The sequence below is a fragment of the Mesorhizobium sp. M0408 genome (assembly GCF_040321495.1).
Lineage (GTDB): Bacteria > Pseudomonadota > Alphaproteobacteria > Rhizobiales > Rhizobiaceae > Mesorhizobium.
The window spans coordinates 201,582-218,104 of record NZ_JAMYRO010000009.1; the positions used below are offsets into that span (position 1 = coordinate 201,582).

Below are 16,523 nucleotides of genomic sequence, written 5' to 3' on the forward strand. Positions count from 1 at the left end.
CCATCATACGCGCACCCCGTCGAGGCCACGAGCCATGCGGCGTTCCAGCGACCGCACGCCCCAGGAGATGAGCAGCGCCAGCACGAAATAGATGACGAGGATGGTGCTGAACGGCACCAGAGTATTGCCGGTCTGCGAGCGCACCACCTGCGCCTGGAAGGTCAGGTCGGCGAGCGAGATTAGCGAAACGACGGCGGTGGCCTTGAGCAATTCAATGGCGTTGTTGCCGAAGGTTGGCAGCATCACCAGAAGCGCCTGCGGCAGGATGATATGGCGCATGGCTTGCCAGCGGCCGAGATTGAGGGCGGTGCAGGCCTCATATTGTTCGCGGCCGATAGACTTGATGGCGCCACGCACCACTTCCGCCGCATAGGCGCCGACATTGAGGCCCAGCGCCAGCACGCCGGCCTGCAGCGGCGTCAACGAAATGCCGGCAAAAGGCAGCACGAAATAAGCCCAGAACAGCTGCACGAAAATCGAGGTGCCGCGGAAGAACTCGATATAGGCGGTGGCCAGCGCGCGTAGCACGAAAAACCGCGACAGCCGCCCCAGCCCGGCAAGAAAGGCCATGACCAAGGCCAGCACCGACCCCATCAGCGTCAGCTCGATGGTGACAAGCGCTCCTTGCAATATCAGGCCGAAATAGCCGGACCATTGGGTCATTGGGGCTAAGCATTTCCTCGCTTGGTGATCATTACAGAAGGCCGGCGCCGCCCCTCATCCGCCTGCCGGCACCTTCTCCCCGTTATAGGGACGGGGAGAAGGGTGAAGCTCCAGCGTTGGCGCCCCCTCTCCCCGTTTTTGACGGGGAGAAGCTAGGGTGAGCGGCACTTTTTATTTCGCCGAGCAGAGCTTGTCGCGGCTCGTCGACATTGCCGCCGCCGCCGAGAAGCCGTAAGGCTCGATGATCTTGGCGAACTCGCCGGACTTCTTCAGTTTCGCCAGCTCGACATCATAGGCGTCGCGCAGCGCTTCGTCGCCCTTCTTGAAGGCCGCGCCGTCGCAATAGACCGGCGCACCGACCACCGGCGCGATAACTTCGAGGTTCGGATCATTGGCTTTCTTGACCAGGTCGTTGATCGACAGCACGGGCAGCGAATAAGCATCGATGCGGCCGTCCTGCAGCATCTTCAGGCCGCTCTGGCCGTCCGGCACGACGATGACGCGCTCGCGCGGCACACCTGCGGTGAGCGCCAGCTTCTCTTCAGTGCCGCCACCCGGCGCGCCGATCGTGGCGCTGGTGTCCTTCGCGACGTCCTCGTAGCTCTTGAAGCCCTTCGGGTTGCCCTTCTTCACCAGCATCGCCTCGGCGTCGCACAGTACCGGTTCCGAATAGGCGACCGCAGCACAACGTTCCGGCTTCATGAACAGGCCGGCAGTGACGACGTCGAAACGGCCGGCCTGCAGGCCGGGAATCATGGCGCCATATTCCGAGATCGAGGCGACGATATCGTTGACGCCAAGGCGCTTGAAGATTTCACGGGCAACGTCAGGCGCCGCACCCGAAACCTTGCCGTCGGCAGCGACCGCCGTATAGGGCGGCTCGTTGGCGATGGCGACGCGGGCAAAGCCTTGCGCCTTGAGCTCTTCGAGCTTGCTGTCGTCGGCCGAGCCGGCCGTCGAGGCGGCCAGCACCGCCGTCAGCGCAATACCGGCGACGCCGGCCAAAATGGCAAATTTCTTCATTGTTCCCAACTCCTTGTTTGTCTGTCTTCTTGGCTTGCTTGAGGCGTCGCCGCCTCGCATGGCAGTCAGACCCGATGTCCGGCCGCAATGATCTTCTTCAGGAAACCTCGCGTACGCTCCTGTTTGGGATGGCGGAAAATCTCGTCGGGCTTGCCCTCCTCGACTATTCTGCCGCGATCGAAGAACAGCACCCGGTCGGCGAAGTCATGGGCGAAACCCATCTCGTGGGTGACCAGCAGCATGGTCATGTCGGTCTCGGCGGCGAGCTTGCGCATGACGTTGAGCACCTCGTCGACGAGCTCCGGGTCGAGCGCCGAGGTGACCTCGTCGAACAGCATGATCTTCGGCGACAGCGCCAGCGCCCGCGCAATCGCGACGCGCTGCTTCTGGCCGCCGGAAAGCTGCGCCGGCATCGCCTTGGCCTTGTCGACCATGCCGACCATGTCGAGCAGTTCCATCGCCCGCTTTTCGGCGGCGGCCCGCGGCACGCCTTTGGTCAGCATCGGTGCCAGCGTCACATTGTCGATGACGCATTTGTGCGGAAACAGATTGAACAGTTGGAAGACCATGCCGATCTTCTGGCGCATCTTTGCCAAATGCCGTTCATCGGCCGTCAGCAGCCGGCCGTTACGCTCCATGTGGTACAACTGTTCGCCGTCGACCTGGATGTGGCCGCTGTCGATACGCTCTAGCGTCATCAGGATGCGCAGGATCGTCGTCTTGCCCGAACCAGACGGGCCGATCAGTGCCAGCTTCTCGCCGGGCATGACTTGCATCGAGAGGCCGTCCAGCACCTTGAAGGTGCCGAAGCTTTTTGAAATGCCGTCGATCTTGATGATGGGAGCCGACAATGAATTTCCCGTACTGGAGAAGCTTGCCTTTAACGATGCGGATCGCGGCAAATCATGTCAATCAAGAAAATAATATCATGACAATATTTCGGATTCCGCACAATTTCGCGCCATTCGCCGTCTAGATCGCAAGCAGGAGATGCTCGGGATCGCCGAGCAGAAGCTTGGTGACAACGCCGAGACCGGCACGCAGTTCCCCCTCCATGGTCGAGCCCAGCGAAATCCGTACGGCTGGATGCCAAGGCATCTGCGAAATGCGAAACGACGTGCCGGGCGCGATCGCCACGCCCTGCAGGCGGGCCTGGGAAACAAAGCTTTCCTCACCGCGGTCATCGGGCAGTTGCAGCCAGACATGCAGCCCGTCGCGATGAGCGCGATAGTCCACTCCGGCAAGCACCTCGGCGGCTATGTCCAGACGCCGCCGCAAAGCCAGGCGCTGCCATCGCACGAGTTCCATCGCGGTGCCGTCGGTCACCCATTTGGTGGCGATCTCGGCCACCAACGGCGTCGCCATCCAGTTCGAGACGAGATGGCGATTGGCGACCGCGGCGACATAACGATCGGGCGCCGCGAGATAGCCGATGCGCAGGCCCGGCACCACGATCTTGGTGAAGGAGGTGACGTAGAGCGTGCGCTCGGGGGCAAACGCCGCGACGGGCGGCGGCCGGTCCTCGACCAGCGGGCCGAGCACGTCGTTCTCGATGATGGCGATGTCGTGCCTGCGCGCCACCGTCGCGATCTGTTCGCGCCGGCCGGCATCCATCAGGGTGGCCGTAGGGTTGATCACCGACGGCTGCACGAACACGGCGCGGATGTCCGACAGCCGGCAGGCCTCGTCCAGCGCTTCCGGGATCAGCCCATTGTCGTCGATCGGCAAACCCTCAAGGTTGAAGCCGAGATAACGCGCCAGCGGGATCAGCGTGTGATGGCCGATCGCCTCGGTGGCGACGGTCGAACCGGGCGGCGCCACGCTCATCAGCGCTACCGTCATACCGGCGGTGGCGCCGTTGGTCAGGCTGATGTTCTGCGGCGACGCGTCGAGGCCGCAGAGGCGTAGCCACTCGACACCTACCGCGCGGTGGCGCGGGAACACCATGTTCGGCCTGAACGACAGCGCCGAGCTCGACGGCAGGTTTTCGGCGAGCCAGCCCAGCGCCTGCCTCAGCCGCTCCAGATGCATCGGTTCGCAGACCGGCTTCAGGATGGAGAGATCGATGACCTCGCCCAGCCGCTCCGGCAGATAGGGCGGCTCCGGCTCGCGGCGCTGCGTCTGCACGAAGCTGCCGCGGCCGACCTCGCCGGACACCAGCCCGCGGCGGATCAGCTCCTCATAGGCGCGGCTGACCGTCTGCACGGAAAGTTGTAGATCGTCAGCCAACTGCCGGTGCGTCGGCAATCGCGCACCGTTGGCCAGGCGCCCGTCATGGATGGCCCGCGCGAACTGGTCGGCGAGCGATTGATAGGCCGGCCGCCGGATAAGAGCGGGATCTGGTCGCCAAAATGTCATGACTTATTAGAGATCGAAATCAGTGCAATTGACAATCGAAATAATGCGCCGTCATGGTGTCCGGCACTGGAAGTGGGCGATCATGGCTGCAGCGAAACTCGATCCGATCGATCTGAAAATTCTCGACGCCATCCAGCGCGACGGGCGCATCACCAAGCTGGCGCTGGCCGAGAAAGTCGGCCTGTCGCCGACGCCGTGCTGGATGCGGCTGCGCAAGCTGGAAAAGGCCGGCATCGTCTCGGGCTACCATGCCAGGATCGCCATGCGCGCCATCGCGCCGGTCGCTACCGTGCTGATGGAGGTGACGCTGGCTAGCCACCGCCAGGCCGATTTCGACCGTTTCGAGCGTGTCATCCGCGACATCCCCGAGATCGTCGCCTGCTGGTCTGTCGGCGGCGGCGTCGATTACCTGCTGAAGGTGATGGCGCGCGACATCGACGCCTATCAGCGGCTGGTCGACACTCTGCTCGAACGCGAGATCGGCATCGACCGCTATTTCACCTATATCGTCACCAAGACGGTGAAGGAGGAGAGTGTGCTGCCAGTGGCGGATCTGTTGCCGGCATCTTCCTGATACCGGAGAGATCGTCTGGCTGGGCAGGGCAATAGAGACAATCTCTCTACGTGCAGGCACGCAAACAGCCTCTCTGTTTGCGCGGCAGAGATAGTCTTGCGGCATCACCCGAACCGGGAGCCCGATGATGTCCGCACATTTTGCCCGCTCGCACCGCCATGAAGCGCTTGATCGCCTTGCCGACCGGCGGCTGCTGCGCGAACTCGCCTATGTCGCTGGCCACTGGACGGCGAGCGAGACCGCGGAGAGTTTCGAGGTGACCGATCCGGCCACCGGATCCACCGTCGCTTTCGTTGCCGCGCTCGATGCCCGGCAGACCACATTGGCGATCGATGCGGCATCGCGCGCCTTTCCTGCCTGGCGCGCATTGCTGCCGCAGGAACGGTCGAAAATCTTGCGAAAATGGTTCGATCTGATCGTTGCCGCCAAAAATGACCTGGCCCTGCTGATGACGCTAGAACAAGGCAAGCCGCTGAAGGAATCGCGCGGCGAGATCGACTATGCCGCCTCTTTTGTCGAATGGTATGCCGAGGAGGCCAAACGTCTCAACGCCGAAAGCGTCACCAGCCATCTGCCAAATGCCGAGATGGTGGTGCGACGCGAACCGCTTGGTGTCGTCGGCGTCGTCACCCCGTGGAATTTTCCCGCGGCCATGCTGACCCGCAAGGCGGCGGCCGCGCTTGCCGCCGGCTGCACCATCGTCGCGCATCCTTCCTCGGAAACGCCGCTGTCTGCACTGGCGTTGGCCGAGCTTGGCGAACGTGCCGGCCTGCCGGCTGGCGTGTTCAACGTCCTCACCGGCAGGGCTTCGATCATCGTCGGGCGGATGTGCGAAGACCCGCGCGTTCGCGCCATGAGCTTCACCGGCTCGACCGAGATCGGCAGGTTGATCGCCGCGCAAAGTGCGCCGACGATGAAGCGTCTGGTGATGGAGCTTGGCGGTCATGCGCCTCTGATCGTCTTCGCCGACGCCCATCTCGACAAGGCTGTGACCATCGCCGTCGACGCTAAATTCGCGACCTCCGGCCAGGACTGCCTCGCCGCCAACCGCATCTATGTCCAGCGTCCGATATACGATCGGTTCTGCGCTGCTTTCGCTAAACGCGTCGAGGCATTGCGGGCCGGCAATGGCCTCGCTGACGACACCGAAATCGGACCCTTGATGCACGAACGCGCGGTCAAGAAGGTCGAGGAGCAGGTGGCCGATGCGCTCGCCAAAGGCGCGCGTTGCCTGACCGGCGGCAGGCGCCATCCGGCCGGTCCGCTGTTCTACCAGCCGACCCTGCTGGCCGATGTTGACGACGACGCCCTGATCATGCGCGAGGAGACCTTCGGTCCGGTTGCGGCCGTGACGCCTTTCGATAGCGAGGACGAAGTCGTCGCCCGCGCCAACGCCACCGAATACGGGCTCGTCGCCTATGTCGTCACCGAGAACGGCGGCCGGCAATTGCGCATGGGCCGCGCGCTCGACTATGGCATGGTCGCCATCAACCGCGTGAAGATCACCGGCGCGCCGATCCCCTTCGGCGGCGTCAAACAGTCCGGCATGGGCCGCGAGGGCTCGCGTCACGGGCTCGAAGCCTTTACCGATCTCAAATATCTCTGCCTCGACGTAGCGTAAGCCGCGCCCGACACTTTCCCTCAGGAGTTAAAAAAATGCTCGACCAGTCAAACGAACTCGCCGCCTGGGATCGCGATCATTTCTTCCATCCCTCGACCCATATGGGAACGCATGCGCGTGGCGAGAGCCCGACGCGGGTGATCGCCGGTGGCGAAGGCGTCACCATCTGGGACAATAACGGCCGCAAGAGCATCGATGCCTTCGCCGGGCTCTATTGCGTCAATGTCGGCTATGGCCGTCAGAAGATAGCCGACGCCATCGCCGCGCAGGCCAAGAACCTCGCCTATTACCACGCCTATGTCGGGCACGGCACCGAGGCATCGATCACGCTTTCCAAGATGATCATCGACCGCGCGCCGCAAGGCATGTCGAGGGTCTATTTCGGCCTCTCCGGTTCCGATGCCAACGAAACCAACATCAAGCTGATCTGGTACTACAACAATGTGCTCGGCCGGCCCGAGAAGAAGAAGATCATCTCGCGCTGGCGCGGTTATCACGGCTCCGGGATCATGACCGGATCGCTGACCGGCCTCGACCTGTTCCACAACGCCTTCGATCTGCCGCGTGCGCCGGTCCTGCACACCGAGGCGCCCTACTATTTCCGCCGCGCCGACCGCTCGCTGAGCGAGGAGCAGTTTTCGCAATACTGTGCCGACAAGCTCGAGGAGATGATTCTCGCCGAAGGGCCGGAGACGGTCGCCGCGTTCATCGGTGAGCCTATCCTCGGCACCGGCGGCATCGTGCCGCCGCCGGCCGGCTACTGGGAGAAGATCCAGGCGGTGCTGAAGAAGTACGACGTGCTTCTGGTTGCCGACGAGGTCGTCACCGGCTTCGGCCGGCTGGGCACCATGTTCGGCTCCGACCACTACGGCATCAACCCCGACCTGATCACCATCGCCAAGGGCCTGACCTCGGCCTATGCGCCGCTGTCGGGCGTCATCGTCTCAGACAAGGTCTGGCAGGTGCTGGTGCAGGGTTCAGACAAGCTCGGCTCGCTCGGTCATGGCTGGACCTATTCGGCGCATCCGATCTGCGTCGCCGCCGGCGTCGCCAACCTGGAACTGATCGACGAGATGGACCTGGTGACCAATGCCGGCAAAACCGGTGCCTATTTCCGCGCCGAGCTGACGAAAGCCGTCGGTGGTCACAAAAATGTCGGCGAGGTGCGCGGCGACGGCATGCTGGCGGCAATCGAGTTCGTCGCCGACAAGGACGATCGCGTGTTCTTCGACGCCTCGCAAAAAATCGGGCCGCAGGTAGCAACCGCTCTTGCGACAAGCGGCGTCATCGGCCGGGCCATGCCGCAGGGCGACATTCTCGGTTTCGCGCCGCCGCTCTGCCTGACGCGGGAAGAGGCCGATATCGTCGTGTCGAAGACGGCCGACGCGGTGAAGAGCGTGTTTGCAAACATCTGAAGAGCCGACATGAATGCCATGACCAAAACCCTCCCCGCCACCATGGCCGCCGTGCAGCTGATCGGGCACGGCGGACCGGAAAAGCTCGTCTACCGCACCGACGTCAAAGTGCCCTCGCCCGCCCGGGGCGAGGTGCTGGTCAAGGTCACCGCTTGCGGCATGAACAACACCGACGTCTGGGTGCGCCAGGGCGCCTATGGAACGGAGGAGGATGCCGCCGCTGTGTCGACCTGGCGTCGTCAGGGCAATACGCTGAGCTTCCCGCGCATCCAGGGCACCGACACGGTCGGCAACATCATTGCCGTCGGCGACGGCGTGTCGCCGGCCCGCATCGGCGAGCGGGTGATGGTCGATTTCTCCATCTACAATCGCGACGACGATTCACTCGCCGACATCGACTATATGGGCCATGGCCGTGACGGCGGCTATGCCGAATACCAGGCAGTACCGTCCGAAAACGCCCATGTCGTCGACACCGATCTGAGCGATGTCGAGCTTGCCACTTTCTGCTGCGCCTATCTCACCGGCGAGCAGATGTTGGAACGCGCCGCATTGAAAGCCGGCGAGCGTGTGCTGGTCACCGGCGCCTCGGGCGGCGTCGGCTCGGGCATCGTGCAGCTGGCGCGGGCGCGCGGCGCCATTCCCTATGCGGTTGCCGGCAAGGGCAAGGAACAGGCCGTGCGTGACATCGGCGCCGAGGCGGTGATCACCCGTGGCGTGGCCGACCTGCCGGCAGCCGTGAACGAGGCGACCGGCGGGCGGCCAATCGATGTGGTCGCCGACCTGGTCGGCGGCGCCATCTTCAATGACCTCTTGCGCATCTTGAGGCCCGAAGGCCGCTACACCACGGCCGGCGCGATCGCCGGCCCGGTCGTCCAGCTCGACCTGCGCACCATGTACCTGAAACAGCTGCAACTGCATGGCTCGAGCCAGGGCACGCGGGCGGATTTCCGCCGCATAGTGCGCTACATCGAGGACAAGAAAATCCGGCCGCTGGTCGGCGGCGTCTACAAGCTGTCCGATTTCCATCGCGCCCAGGCGGATTTCATCGCCAAGGATTTCGTTGGCAAGCTGGTCGTCGTGCCGGATGCGATCGCCAAAATAGCGCGTCGACCAAAAACGCCTATGACAGGCTCGGGCCGTTCGCGGACGCGGTGAGGTCGAGCGCCACATCCAAGCAGCGTTTTCGTGATGGCTTTGTTTATCTGAATGAGCAAAACCCATTCTGATTTGGCTGCACGCCGGCAACAAGGATTCCTGACCCTCTCCTGCGGCGTTATAAGGTTTTCGCGATTTTCTTATAACTCCCGCTTGCGTCCCTTGAGGTCATGCCGCTATAAGAGAACCGCATTTTTCTTATAACCGGAGCCGCCTGACATGAAGACGGTCGACCTCGTTTACCGCACGATGTATGCGGAACTCGTCCAGCGATCCTTGGACGCAGCCTTCGAAACGGATTTCCCTACGACGGGCAATCTCGTCAAGGTGCCCGTCAAGGGCAAGGTATACTGGTATTTCGAGGAAACGCAGCCGACGAAGACGCGACGGTATGTCGGGCCTGACAGCGATCCCGAGATTGCAAAACGCGTCGAATCCTTCCGTCAGATCAAGGACGACCTCCGCGCCCGCAGGAAGCTGGTATCCACGCTCGTGCGCGAGGCAGGGCTGACAGAACCCGAAAGGTTCACCGGGGATGTCGTCGAGGCGCTGGGGAAGGCTGGCATCTTCCGCTTGCGCGGCGTCCTGGTCGGCACAGTCGCCTTTCAGTCCTACGCGGGCTATCTGGGCGTGAAGCTGCCCGGTGCAGCGTTGCAGACGGGCGATGCAGACTTCGCCCTATTCCATTCCGTGTCGGCCGCGGTCGAGGACAGCCTGCCGCCCATCCTCGAAATCTTGAGGGAGATCGACCCAACCTTCAGGGAAATCCCTTACAGATCAGATCCCGGACACGCGACGCAATTCGAGAACGCAGTCCGATACAAGGTCGAGTTCCTTACACCGAACACGGGCAGCGATGACTACGCCGATCATGCAACCTCGATGCCGTCTTTGGGCGGTGCATCCGCGCAGCCTCTTCGGTTTCTCGATTTCCTGATCCACGAACCAATCAGAACTGTGCTGCTGCATCGATCGGGAGTGCCTGTCGTGGTACCGTCGCCCGGACGATATGCGGTTCACAAGCTGATCGTTGCCTCGCGCCGACAGAACAACGCAAACGGCGTGGGCAAGCGGGAAAAGGATGTCCACCAGGCAGCACTTCTGGTCGAGGCACTGGAAGCTACCCGTCGCCAGGACGATCTCGCCATCGCGTTTTCGGAAGCGTGGGACAGGGGGAAACATTGGCGTAAGGCGATACAAAAAGGACTTGGCTTGATTCCCCAGAAACAGCGTGGCGACGTCGAGGCGACGATCGTCAACGCACTTTCAGGAATCGGCGAGGAACTGGAAGGATTCAGCGGCTCATCTGCGAAAACAAAGCACGGAGACTAAACGGCAGCAACGGGTGTGGAGGGTAACCTTCTGCCAGCCGTCGCCGAGGCGTTTTTGTTTTCAGGTTTCAAAATCGACTTTGCCTATTCAGCTCTGCGATCGGACCTGCTTGACGGCAGCCTCGAGCGACCGTTCAAACGCGTCGATCACCTGGTCGACCTGCGGCTCGGTGATGATCAGCGGCGGGCAGAAGGCCAGCGCGTCGCCCATATTGCGCGAGATGACGCCGTTCTGCTGCATGAAGCCGTTGACGAGCCCGCCCAGTTCACCGGTCTTCCCCCACGGCGTCTTGTTTGCCTTGTCGCCGACCAGCTCGACCGCCGCGACCAGGCCGATGCCGCGCACCTCGCCGACAAGCGGGTGCGAAGCGAGCGTGCGCAGCCGCTTCTGCAAATGCGCGCCGACCGCACGCGCATTGCCGACAAGGTCGCGCTCCTCGATCAGCTTCAGGTTCTCGAGCGCGACCGCTGCCGCAACAGGATGGCCGCCGCCGGTGAAACCGTGGCCGAAGGTGCCGATACGGTTGCTCTCGTCGGCGATCGGCTCGAATACCTTGTCATTGATCAGCAGGGCTGAGATCGGCAGGTAGGACGAAGAGATCTGTTTCGACAACACCATGATGTCGGGCCTGATGCCGAAGGTCTGCGAGCCGAACATCTCACCTGTTCGGCCAAAGCCGCAGATCACCTCGTCGGCGATGAGCAGGATGTCGTATCTCGATAGCACCGCCTGTATCTTCTCCCAGTAGCCGGCCGGCGGAACGATGACGCCGCCGGCGCCCATGATCGGTTCGCCGAAAAAGGCGGCGATGGTTTCCGGTCCTTCGGCGAGGATCAGCTTTTCCAGCTCGTCGGCGAGCCGCGTCGAAAACAGCTCTTCGCTTTCACCCGGCAGCGCCTCGCGCCAATGGTGCGGCGTCGAGGTATGCAGCACATTGGCAATCGGCAGGTCAAAGGAAGTGTGGTTGTTGGGCAGTCCGGTCAGGCTTGCCGAGGCGATGGTGACGCCGTGATAGCCCTTCTTGCGACTGATGATCTTCTTGCGCGCCGGCTGGCCGAGCGCATTCGACCGGTACCAGATCATCTTCATGGCCGAATCGTTGGCCTCGGAGCCGGAATTGGTGAAATACGCCTTGCTCATCGGCACCGGCGCCATCTGCACCAGTCTCTCGGCGAGATCGATCAGCGGCGAATGCGATTTGGAGCCGAAATCGTGATAGTAAGGCAGCTTCGACATTTGCCGTACTGCCGCATCGACCAGCCGCTTCTCCGAAAAACCGACCGCGACGCTCCAAAGCCCGGCCATCGCCTCGATATAACGGTTGCCGGCGAGGTCCTCGACATAGATGCCGTCGCCCTTCTCGATAATGAGCGGCCCCGATTCCTGATGCTTGCGCGCATTCGTATAGCCATGCATGTGAAAGCTTATGTCGCGGGCTTCGGGAGAATTCGGTCGTGCGTCCATGATGGCTCCTGTGCTGCACGCGGAAACAGTCCTGCCGCCGGTCCGGCTCGGCAGGTCCCCGTGCATTATGCCGTTTGATGCATCTTTCTCGAACGGTATAGTGTCAAGCGCTTTCGACAGGGCCAGCGGATGGATGGACGCATGCAGAACTTCGGCTTGACCTGACCGTGGACCATGTCGACTGCATTGTCGCCGGCGCCGGCGTTGTTGGCCTGGCGATCGCGCGAGAGATGGCGCAGCGCGGCATCGATACGCTGGTCCTGGAAGCCGAGAGCGCTATCGGCACCGGGACAAGTTCGCGCAATTCCGAGGTCATCCATGCCGGCCTCCACTATCCGGTTGGATCGCTGAAAGCCCGGTTCTGCGTGGCCGGCCGGGAAAGACTCTATCGCTATTGCGAGGAGCGGGCGATCCCGCACGCGCGCTGCGGGAAGCTCATCGTTGCCACAAGTGCCGAACAGGAGCCGGTGCTCGCCTCAATCCGGGCCAATGCACGCGCTTGCGGCGCCGGCGACCTGGTGCCGTTGCGCGAAGCCGAGGCGCATGCGCTGGAGCCCAGCCTTAAGTGCACGGCGGCGCTGCTGTCGCCCGCCACCGGCATCATCGACAGCCATGCCCTGATGCTCGCCCTGTTGGGCGACGCCGAGGAGCACGGGGCGGCACTTAGTCTCAACACGCGCATCGCCTCCGGCCGCATCGAAGCAGGCCGCGTCGTGCTCGAGACGGTGGACGCTGCCGGCGGCGAGCGCTTCGAGATCGCCACTCCGCGTTTCGTCAATGCCGCCGGGCTTGGCGCCGCAGCACTTGCCGGTTCGCTTGAAGGGCTCAATCAGCAATTCGTGCCAAAGCTCCATTATGCCAAGGGCAATTATTTTTCGGTGGCCGGCCGGGCGCCGTTCTCGCGATTGGTCTATCCGGTGCCCGAACCCGGCGGGCTCGGTGTTCATCTGACGCTCGACCTCAATGGCGTCGCCCGCTTCGGGCCGGACGTCGAATGGACCGATCAACTCGACTACCGCGTCGACCCGGCTCGTGGCGAGCGCTTCTACAGCGAGATCCGCAAATACTGGCCGGACCTGGCCGATGGCAGCCTGCAACCCGCTTACAGCGGCATCCGGCCAAAACTGTCCGGTCCCGGTGAGGCCAATGCCGACTTCGTCGTCCAGGACGTGGCGGTGCACGGCGTGGATAGCCTGGTCAACCTGTTCGGCATCGAAAGCCCCGGCCTGACCTCCTGCCTGACGATTGCCGACCATGTCGCGCAGTGCCTCGCGCCGAAGTTGTAGCGTGCGGCGCCCCGCGCCGCGATCTGCACTGTATCAAGGCGCATTGCGTGAACTTTCAGACGCAAGTCCCCTATGAGGCACATCGCGCACTTGCAGCCCGCTCCGCGCTCTGATTCCCTGCATTCTGGGGCTGTCCTGATTCGCACTGCCCGGTTCAGAGTTTTCGCAGTGCGCCCGGGACAAGCTTCCAGCGACCACTCGGCGTATCCAGGGAGAACGGCAATGAACACCGCGACGAGGCCGGTAATCTCGGAGATGAGGCCCAAGATCACCGTCGTCGGGGTCGGCGGCGGCGGCGGCAACGCCGTCAACAACATGATCGCCGAAGGCCTGCAGGGCGCGGAATTCATCGTCGCCAACACCGATGCCCAGGCCCTTGCCATGTCGAAGGCAACGAGGCTGATCCAGTTGGGCGCTCATATCACCGAAGGTCTCGGCGCCGGGTCCCTGCCCGAGGTCGGCCGTGCTGCGGCCGTGGAATCCATCGACGAGATCATGGATCACCTTGCTGGAACGCACATGTGCTTCGTGACCGCCGGCATGGGAGGCGGAACCGGCACTGGTGCCGCGCCTGTGATAGCGCAGGCAGCGCGGGCAGCCGGAATACTGACCGTTGCCGTCGTCACCAAGCCATTCGTCTTCGAAGGCAGGCGCCGCATGTACGCTGCCGATGAGGGCATCGAGCGCCTGCGCGAAAGCGCCGATACCGTCATCGTCATTCCCAACCAGAACCTGTTCAGGATCGCCGACGCCAGAACCACGTTCGCCGACGCCTTCGCCATGGCCGACCGGGTCCTCTATGCGGGTGTCGGCTGCATCACCGATCTGATCGTCAAGGAAGGCCTGATCAATCTCGACTTCGCCGATGTGAAGTCGGTGATGCGCGACATGGGCCGCGCCATGATGGGAACCGGCGAAGCCGCCGGAGAAGGCCGCGCCAAGAAGGCAGCGGAAGCGGCAATCGCCAACCCGCTGCTCGACGAAGCTTCGATGATGGGCGCCAAGGGCGTCCTTGTCTCGATATCGGGCGGCATGGACATGACGCTGTTCGAGGTCGACGAAGCCGCTACCCGCATCCGCGAGGAGGTCGACAACGATGCCGACATCATCGTCGGCGCCATCTTCGACAAGGCACTCGCCGGAAAATTCAGGGTGTCGGTCGTGGCGACCGGCTTGCGGCGTGGCTTGGAGATTCCACTGCTTGCCGAACCGGAAGTTCGCATGAACTGAACGCGTATCGCTGCAACTCGCTCAGCCGACTGCCAGCCTCGCGTCACCAGGGCCGCGCGCCGTCGATGACTTCCATGGCGCGTGCAGCAAAACGGCCGGCCAGCGGTGCCACATCCGCCGCATCGGCCGCAACCGCGCTGCCGGCCAGCACGCGGTCGGCGATGCCGACGAAGATCACGGCAAAGCGGAACATGGCAAACACCAGATGGAACCGCTGCAGCGGCGCCGTCGGCACGGCGTGGGCGAAGTAATGATCGAGGAATTCGCGCTGTGTCGGAATCCCGAGGGCTGCCTGATCAAGGCCGAGGATGCCGCCATATTCGTCCGATGAGGAATGCCAGGGCATCGAGCAGAAGCCGACATCGGCAAGCGGATGACCAAGCGTCGACAATTCCCAGTCGAGAATGCCGATCACCTCGGGCCGCTCGGGATGGAAGATGAGATTGCCGAGACGGAAATCGCCATGCGCGATCGAGACGCGGCCGTCATCTGGCGGAAGATGTCGCGGCAGCCATTCGGCGACGGCTTCGAGCGCGGCAATGCGCTCGCTCGGCGATTCCCGCAACTGTCTGGTCCAGCGCGCGATCTGTCGCTCAAAATAGTTCCCGGGACGGCCATAGTCGCCGAGCCCGACCTCTTCCGGCCGGACTGCGTGCAGCTTTGCCAGCGCCTCGGCCATGCCGAAATAGATGCCGCGCCGCTCGTCCGGCGCCAGTCCCGGCAACGCGCCATCGTGGAACACCCGGCCGTCGAGCCGCTGCATCAGATAGAACGGCGTGCCGAGCGGCTCGTCGCCGTCGTGATAGAGCACCGGCCGCGGCACCGGCACCTTTGTCGATGCTAGCGCCTTGATCACCCGGTACTCGCGATCGACTGCATGAGCGCTGCGCAGGATCGGTCCCGGGGGTTTCTTGCGCAGAACCATGCGGCGGCCGCCATAGTCGACGAAATAGGTCGGGTTGGATTGGCCGCCGACGATCCGCTCAAGCGACATTTGGCCATCGCCAAAATGCGCTCTCAGAAAATCCTCCAGGCGTACCGGATCGAAATCCATCCTCATTGCCGGCTCAGCGGTTCCCGCCGCGACCTGTTTCGTCTTGTCTGCCGGCTTCGACATGCCAGCGCCAGAAGCCCGCACCTTCCTTGTTGAGAAAGCGGTTGAGCACCATCTTGTGGACCTCGTCGGCGCCGTCGACCAGGCGAGCCTGGCGGGCGTAGCGGTAGATCCATTCGAGTACAGTGTCTTTCGAATAGCCGCGGGCGCCGTTGATCTGGATCGCCACGTCGGCGGCGTCATGCAGCACGTTGGCGACCTGGATCTTGACCATGGAGACCTCCTTGCGGGCAAAGCCGCCGCGATCGAGCTCCCAGGCCGCCTTCATCACCAGCAGCCGCCCGATCTCGATGCGCATGGCAAGGTCGCCGAGCATCAGCTGGATACTCTCTCGGTCGGCCAAAAGCTGCCCGAAACCGCTACGCTCGGCGGCATAGGCGCGCGCAATCTCGATGCAGCGCTTGGCAAGCCCGAGCCAACGCATGCAATGGGTGAGCCGCGCCGGACCGAGCCGGACCTGGGTAACCATGAGGCCGCTGCCTTCGCCGGCAAGCACATCCTCGACCGGGACTTCAAGACCGTCGAATTCCAGCTCGCAATGGCCGCCATGTTCTTCCGGTCCCATGATCTCGATGCGCCGCACGATCCGCCAGCCCGGCTGGTCCTTGTGGAACAGCAAGGCCGAAAGGCCGTGACGCGGATCGTCCGAAGTGCGCGCAATGAGAATGAAGTGGCTCGCCTCTTGCGCGCCGGTGATGAACCATTTGCGGCCTTTGACGACATATCTGTCGCCACGCCGTTCGGCTCTGGTCATGATCATCGACGGGTCGGAGCCGCCGCCCGGGTGCGGTTCCGTCATTGCAAAGGCCGAACGCACCTTGCCCTCGACGATCGGCTTCAGCCATCTTTGCTTCTGCTCCGGCGTTCCCAACCGTTCCAGCATCATCATATTGCCATCGTCGGGGGCCGCGGAATTGAACACGACCGGACCGAAGATCGAGCGGTTCATCTCTTCATAGCAGACGGCCATATCCACCTTGGAAAGGCCGGCCCCGCCGGTCTCGGGTTTCAGTTGCAGGCACCACAGGCCGGCTGCTTTCGCCTTGCCCCGCAACGTTTCGAGCAGCGGCAGCGCGACATTGCCATGGCCGTCGTAGGAAGCCTTATCTGCCTCGAGCGGCAGGATTTCGCGCTCGACGAAATCGGCGATCCGGGTACGAAAGCTTTCGGTGCGGACGGGAATCTCGAAATTCATGGCGCTCACAAAAATGAAACGAAACCCGCCATCGGCTCCGATGGTCGCTCGGCTAGTGTAACTGCCGTCATTGAATGCGAGCAACAGCAG

The 16,523-nt window shown here is 63.0% G+C and carries 14 protein-coding genes; 7 read left to right on the top strand and 7 right to left on the bottom strand.

The features are described 5' to 3' along the window. Positions 1 to 3 precede the first annotated feature (3 nt). From ehuC to ehuR, 4 genes are all read right to left on the bottom strand, one after another. Positions 4 to 663 carry an ectoine/hydroxyectoine ABC transporter permease subunit EhuC gene (gene ehuC, locus NKI67_RS13525; RefSeq protein WP_254819481.1) on the bottom strand — a complete coding sequence of 220 codons (660 nt, stop codon included), beginning with the start codon at positions 661 to 663 and terminating at the stop codon, positions 4 to 6. A 171-nt stretch (positions 664 to 834) separates the two neighbouring features. Then, complete coding sequence (gene ehuB, locus NKI67_RS13530; RefSeq protein WP_352587308.1) at positions 835 to 1,686, bottom strand: ectoine/hydroxyectoine ABC transporter substrate-binding protein EhuB; 852 nt, start codon at positions 1,684 to 1,686, stop codon at positions 835 to 837. 65 nt (positions 1,687 to 1,751) lie between these two features. After that, on the bottom strand, positions 1,752 to 2,537 hold the full coding sequence (ehuA, locus tag NKI67_RS13535) for an ectoine/hydroxyectoine ABC transporter ATP-binding protein EhuA (protein WP_352645600.1): 786 nt from the start codon (positions 2,535 to 2,537) through the stop codon (positions 1,752 to 1,754). 121 nt (positions 2,538 to 2,658) lie between these two features. Beyond that, positions 2,659 to 4,044, bottom strand: a complete 1,386-nt coding sequence (gene ehuR, locus NKI67_RS13540) for a MocR-like ectoine utilization transcription factor EhuR (protein WP_352645602.1) — start codon at positions 4,042 to 4,044, stop codon at positions 2,659 to 2,661. An 82-nt stretch (positions 4,045 to 4,126) separates the two neighbouring features. Here ehuR and NKI67_RS13545 point away from each other — a divergent pair, with 82 nt between their 5' ends. The 5 genes from NKI67_RS13545 (at position 4,127) to NKI67_RS13565 (ending at position 10,144) form a co-directional block, all read left to right on the top strand. Continuing rightward, positions 4,127 to 4,618 (top strand): Lrp/AsnC family transcriptional regulator, encoded by a 492-nt coding sequence (locus NKI67_RS13545; protein ID WP_352484028.1) that lies wholly within the window; start codon positions 4,127 to 4,129, stop codon positions 4,616 to 4,618. A 127-nt stretch (positions 4,619 to 4,745) separates the two neighbouring features. After that, on the top strand, positions 4,746 to 6,239 hold the full coding sequence (locus NKI67_RS13550) for an NAD-dependent succinate-semialdehyde dehydrogenase (RefSeq protein WP_352645604.1): 1,494 nt from the start codon (positions 4,746 to 4,748) through the stop codon (positions 6,237 to 6,239). Positions 6,240 to 6,274: 35 nt separating this feature from the next. Then, the gene (locus tag NKI67_RS13555) at positions 6,275 to 7,654 is read left to right on the top strand and encodes an aspartate aminotransferase family protein (protein ID WP_352645605.1); all 1,380 of its coding nucleotides are present in this window, start codon (positions 6,275 to 6,277) and stop codon (positions 7,652 to 7,654) included. Between the two features lie 9 nt (positions 7,655 to 7,663). Continuing rightward, positions 7,664 to 8,812, top strand: coding sequence for an alcohol dehydrogenase family protein (locus NKI67_RS13560; RefSeq protein ID WP_352645607.1), 1,149 nt, complete (start codon positions 7,664 to 7,666; stop codon positions 8,810 to 8,812). A 219-nt stretch (positions 8,813 to 9,031) separates the two neighbouring features. Further along, complete coding sequence (locus NKI67_RS13565; RefSeq protein ID WP_352645609.1) at positions 9,032 to 10,144, top strand: nucleotidyltransferase family protein; 1,113 nt, start codon at positions 9,032 to 9,034, stop codon at positions 10,142 to 10,144. 87 nt (positions 10,145 to 10,231) lie between these two features. Here the strand turns inward: NKI67_RS13565 and NKI67_RS13570 are convergent, their stop codons facing one another. Further along, positions 10,232 to 11,608: an aspartate aminotransferase family protein gene (locus NKI67_RS13570; protein ID WP_352645610.1), complete on the bottom strand. Its 1,377-nt coding sequence runs from the start codon at positions 11,606 to 11,608 to the stop codon at positions 10,232 to 10,234. 167 nt (positions 11,609 to 11,775) lie between these two features. On the opposite strand from NKI67_RS13570, the gene NKI67_RS13575 reads away from it, so the two are divergent. After that, a complete protein-coding gene (locus tag NKI67_RS13575) occupies positions 11,776 to 12,894 on the top strand; it encodes an NAD(P)/FAD-dependent oxidoreductase (RefSeq protein ID WP_352645612.1) in 1,119 nt (372 codons plus the stop codon). 222 nt (positions 12,895 to 13,116) lie between these two features. Further along, positions 13,117 to 14,124, top strand: a complete 1,008-nt coding sequence (ftsZ, locus tag NKI67_RS13580; RefSeq protein WP_023677189.1) for a cell division protein FtsZ — start codon at positions 13,117 to 13,119, stop codon at positions 14,122 to 14,124. A 43-nt stretch (positions 14,125 to 14,167) separates the two neighbouring features. Here the strand turns inward: ftsZ and NKI67_RS13585 are convergent, their stop codons facing one another. After that, positions 14,168 to 15,184 carry a phosphotransferase family protein gene (locus NKI67_RS13585; protein ID WP_352645625.1) on the bottom strand — a complete coding sequence of 339 codons (1,017 nt, stop codon included), beginning with the start codon at positions 15,182 to 15,184 and terminating at the stop codon, positions 14,168 to 14,170. A gap of 7 nt (positions 15,185 to 15,191) precedes the next feature. Beyond that, positions 15,192 to 16,433, bottom strand: coding sequence for an acyl-CoA dehydrogenase family protein (locus tag NKI67_RS13590; protein ID WP_352645614.1), 1,242 nt, complete (start codon positions 16,431 to 16,433; stop codon positions 15,192 to 15,194). Between the last annotated feature and the right edge of the window lie 90 nt (positions 16,434 to 16,523).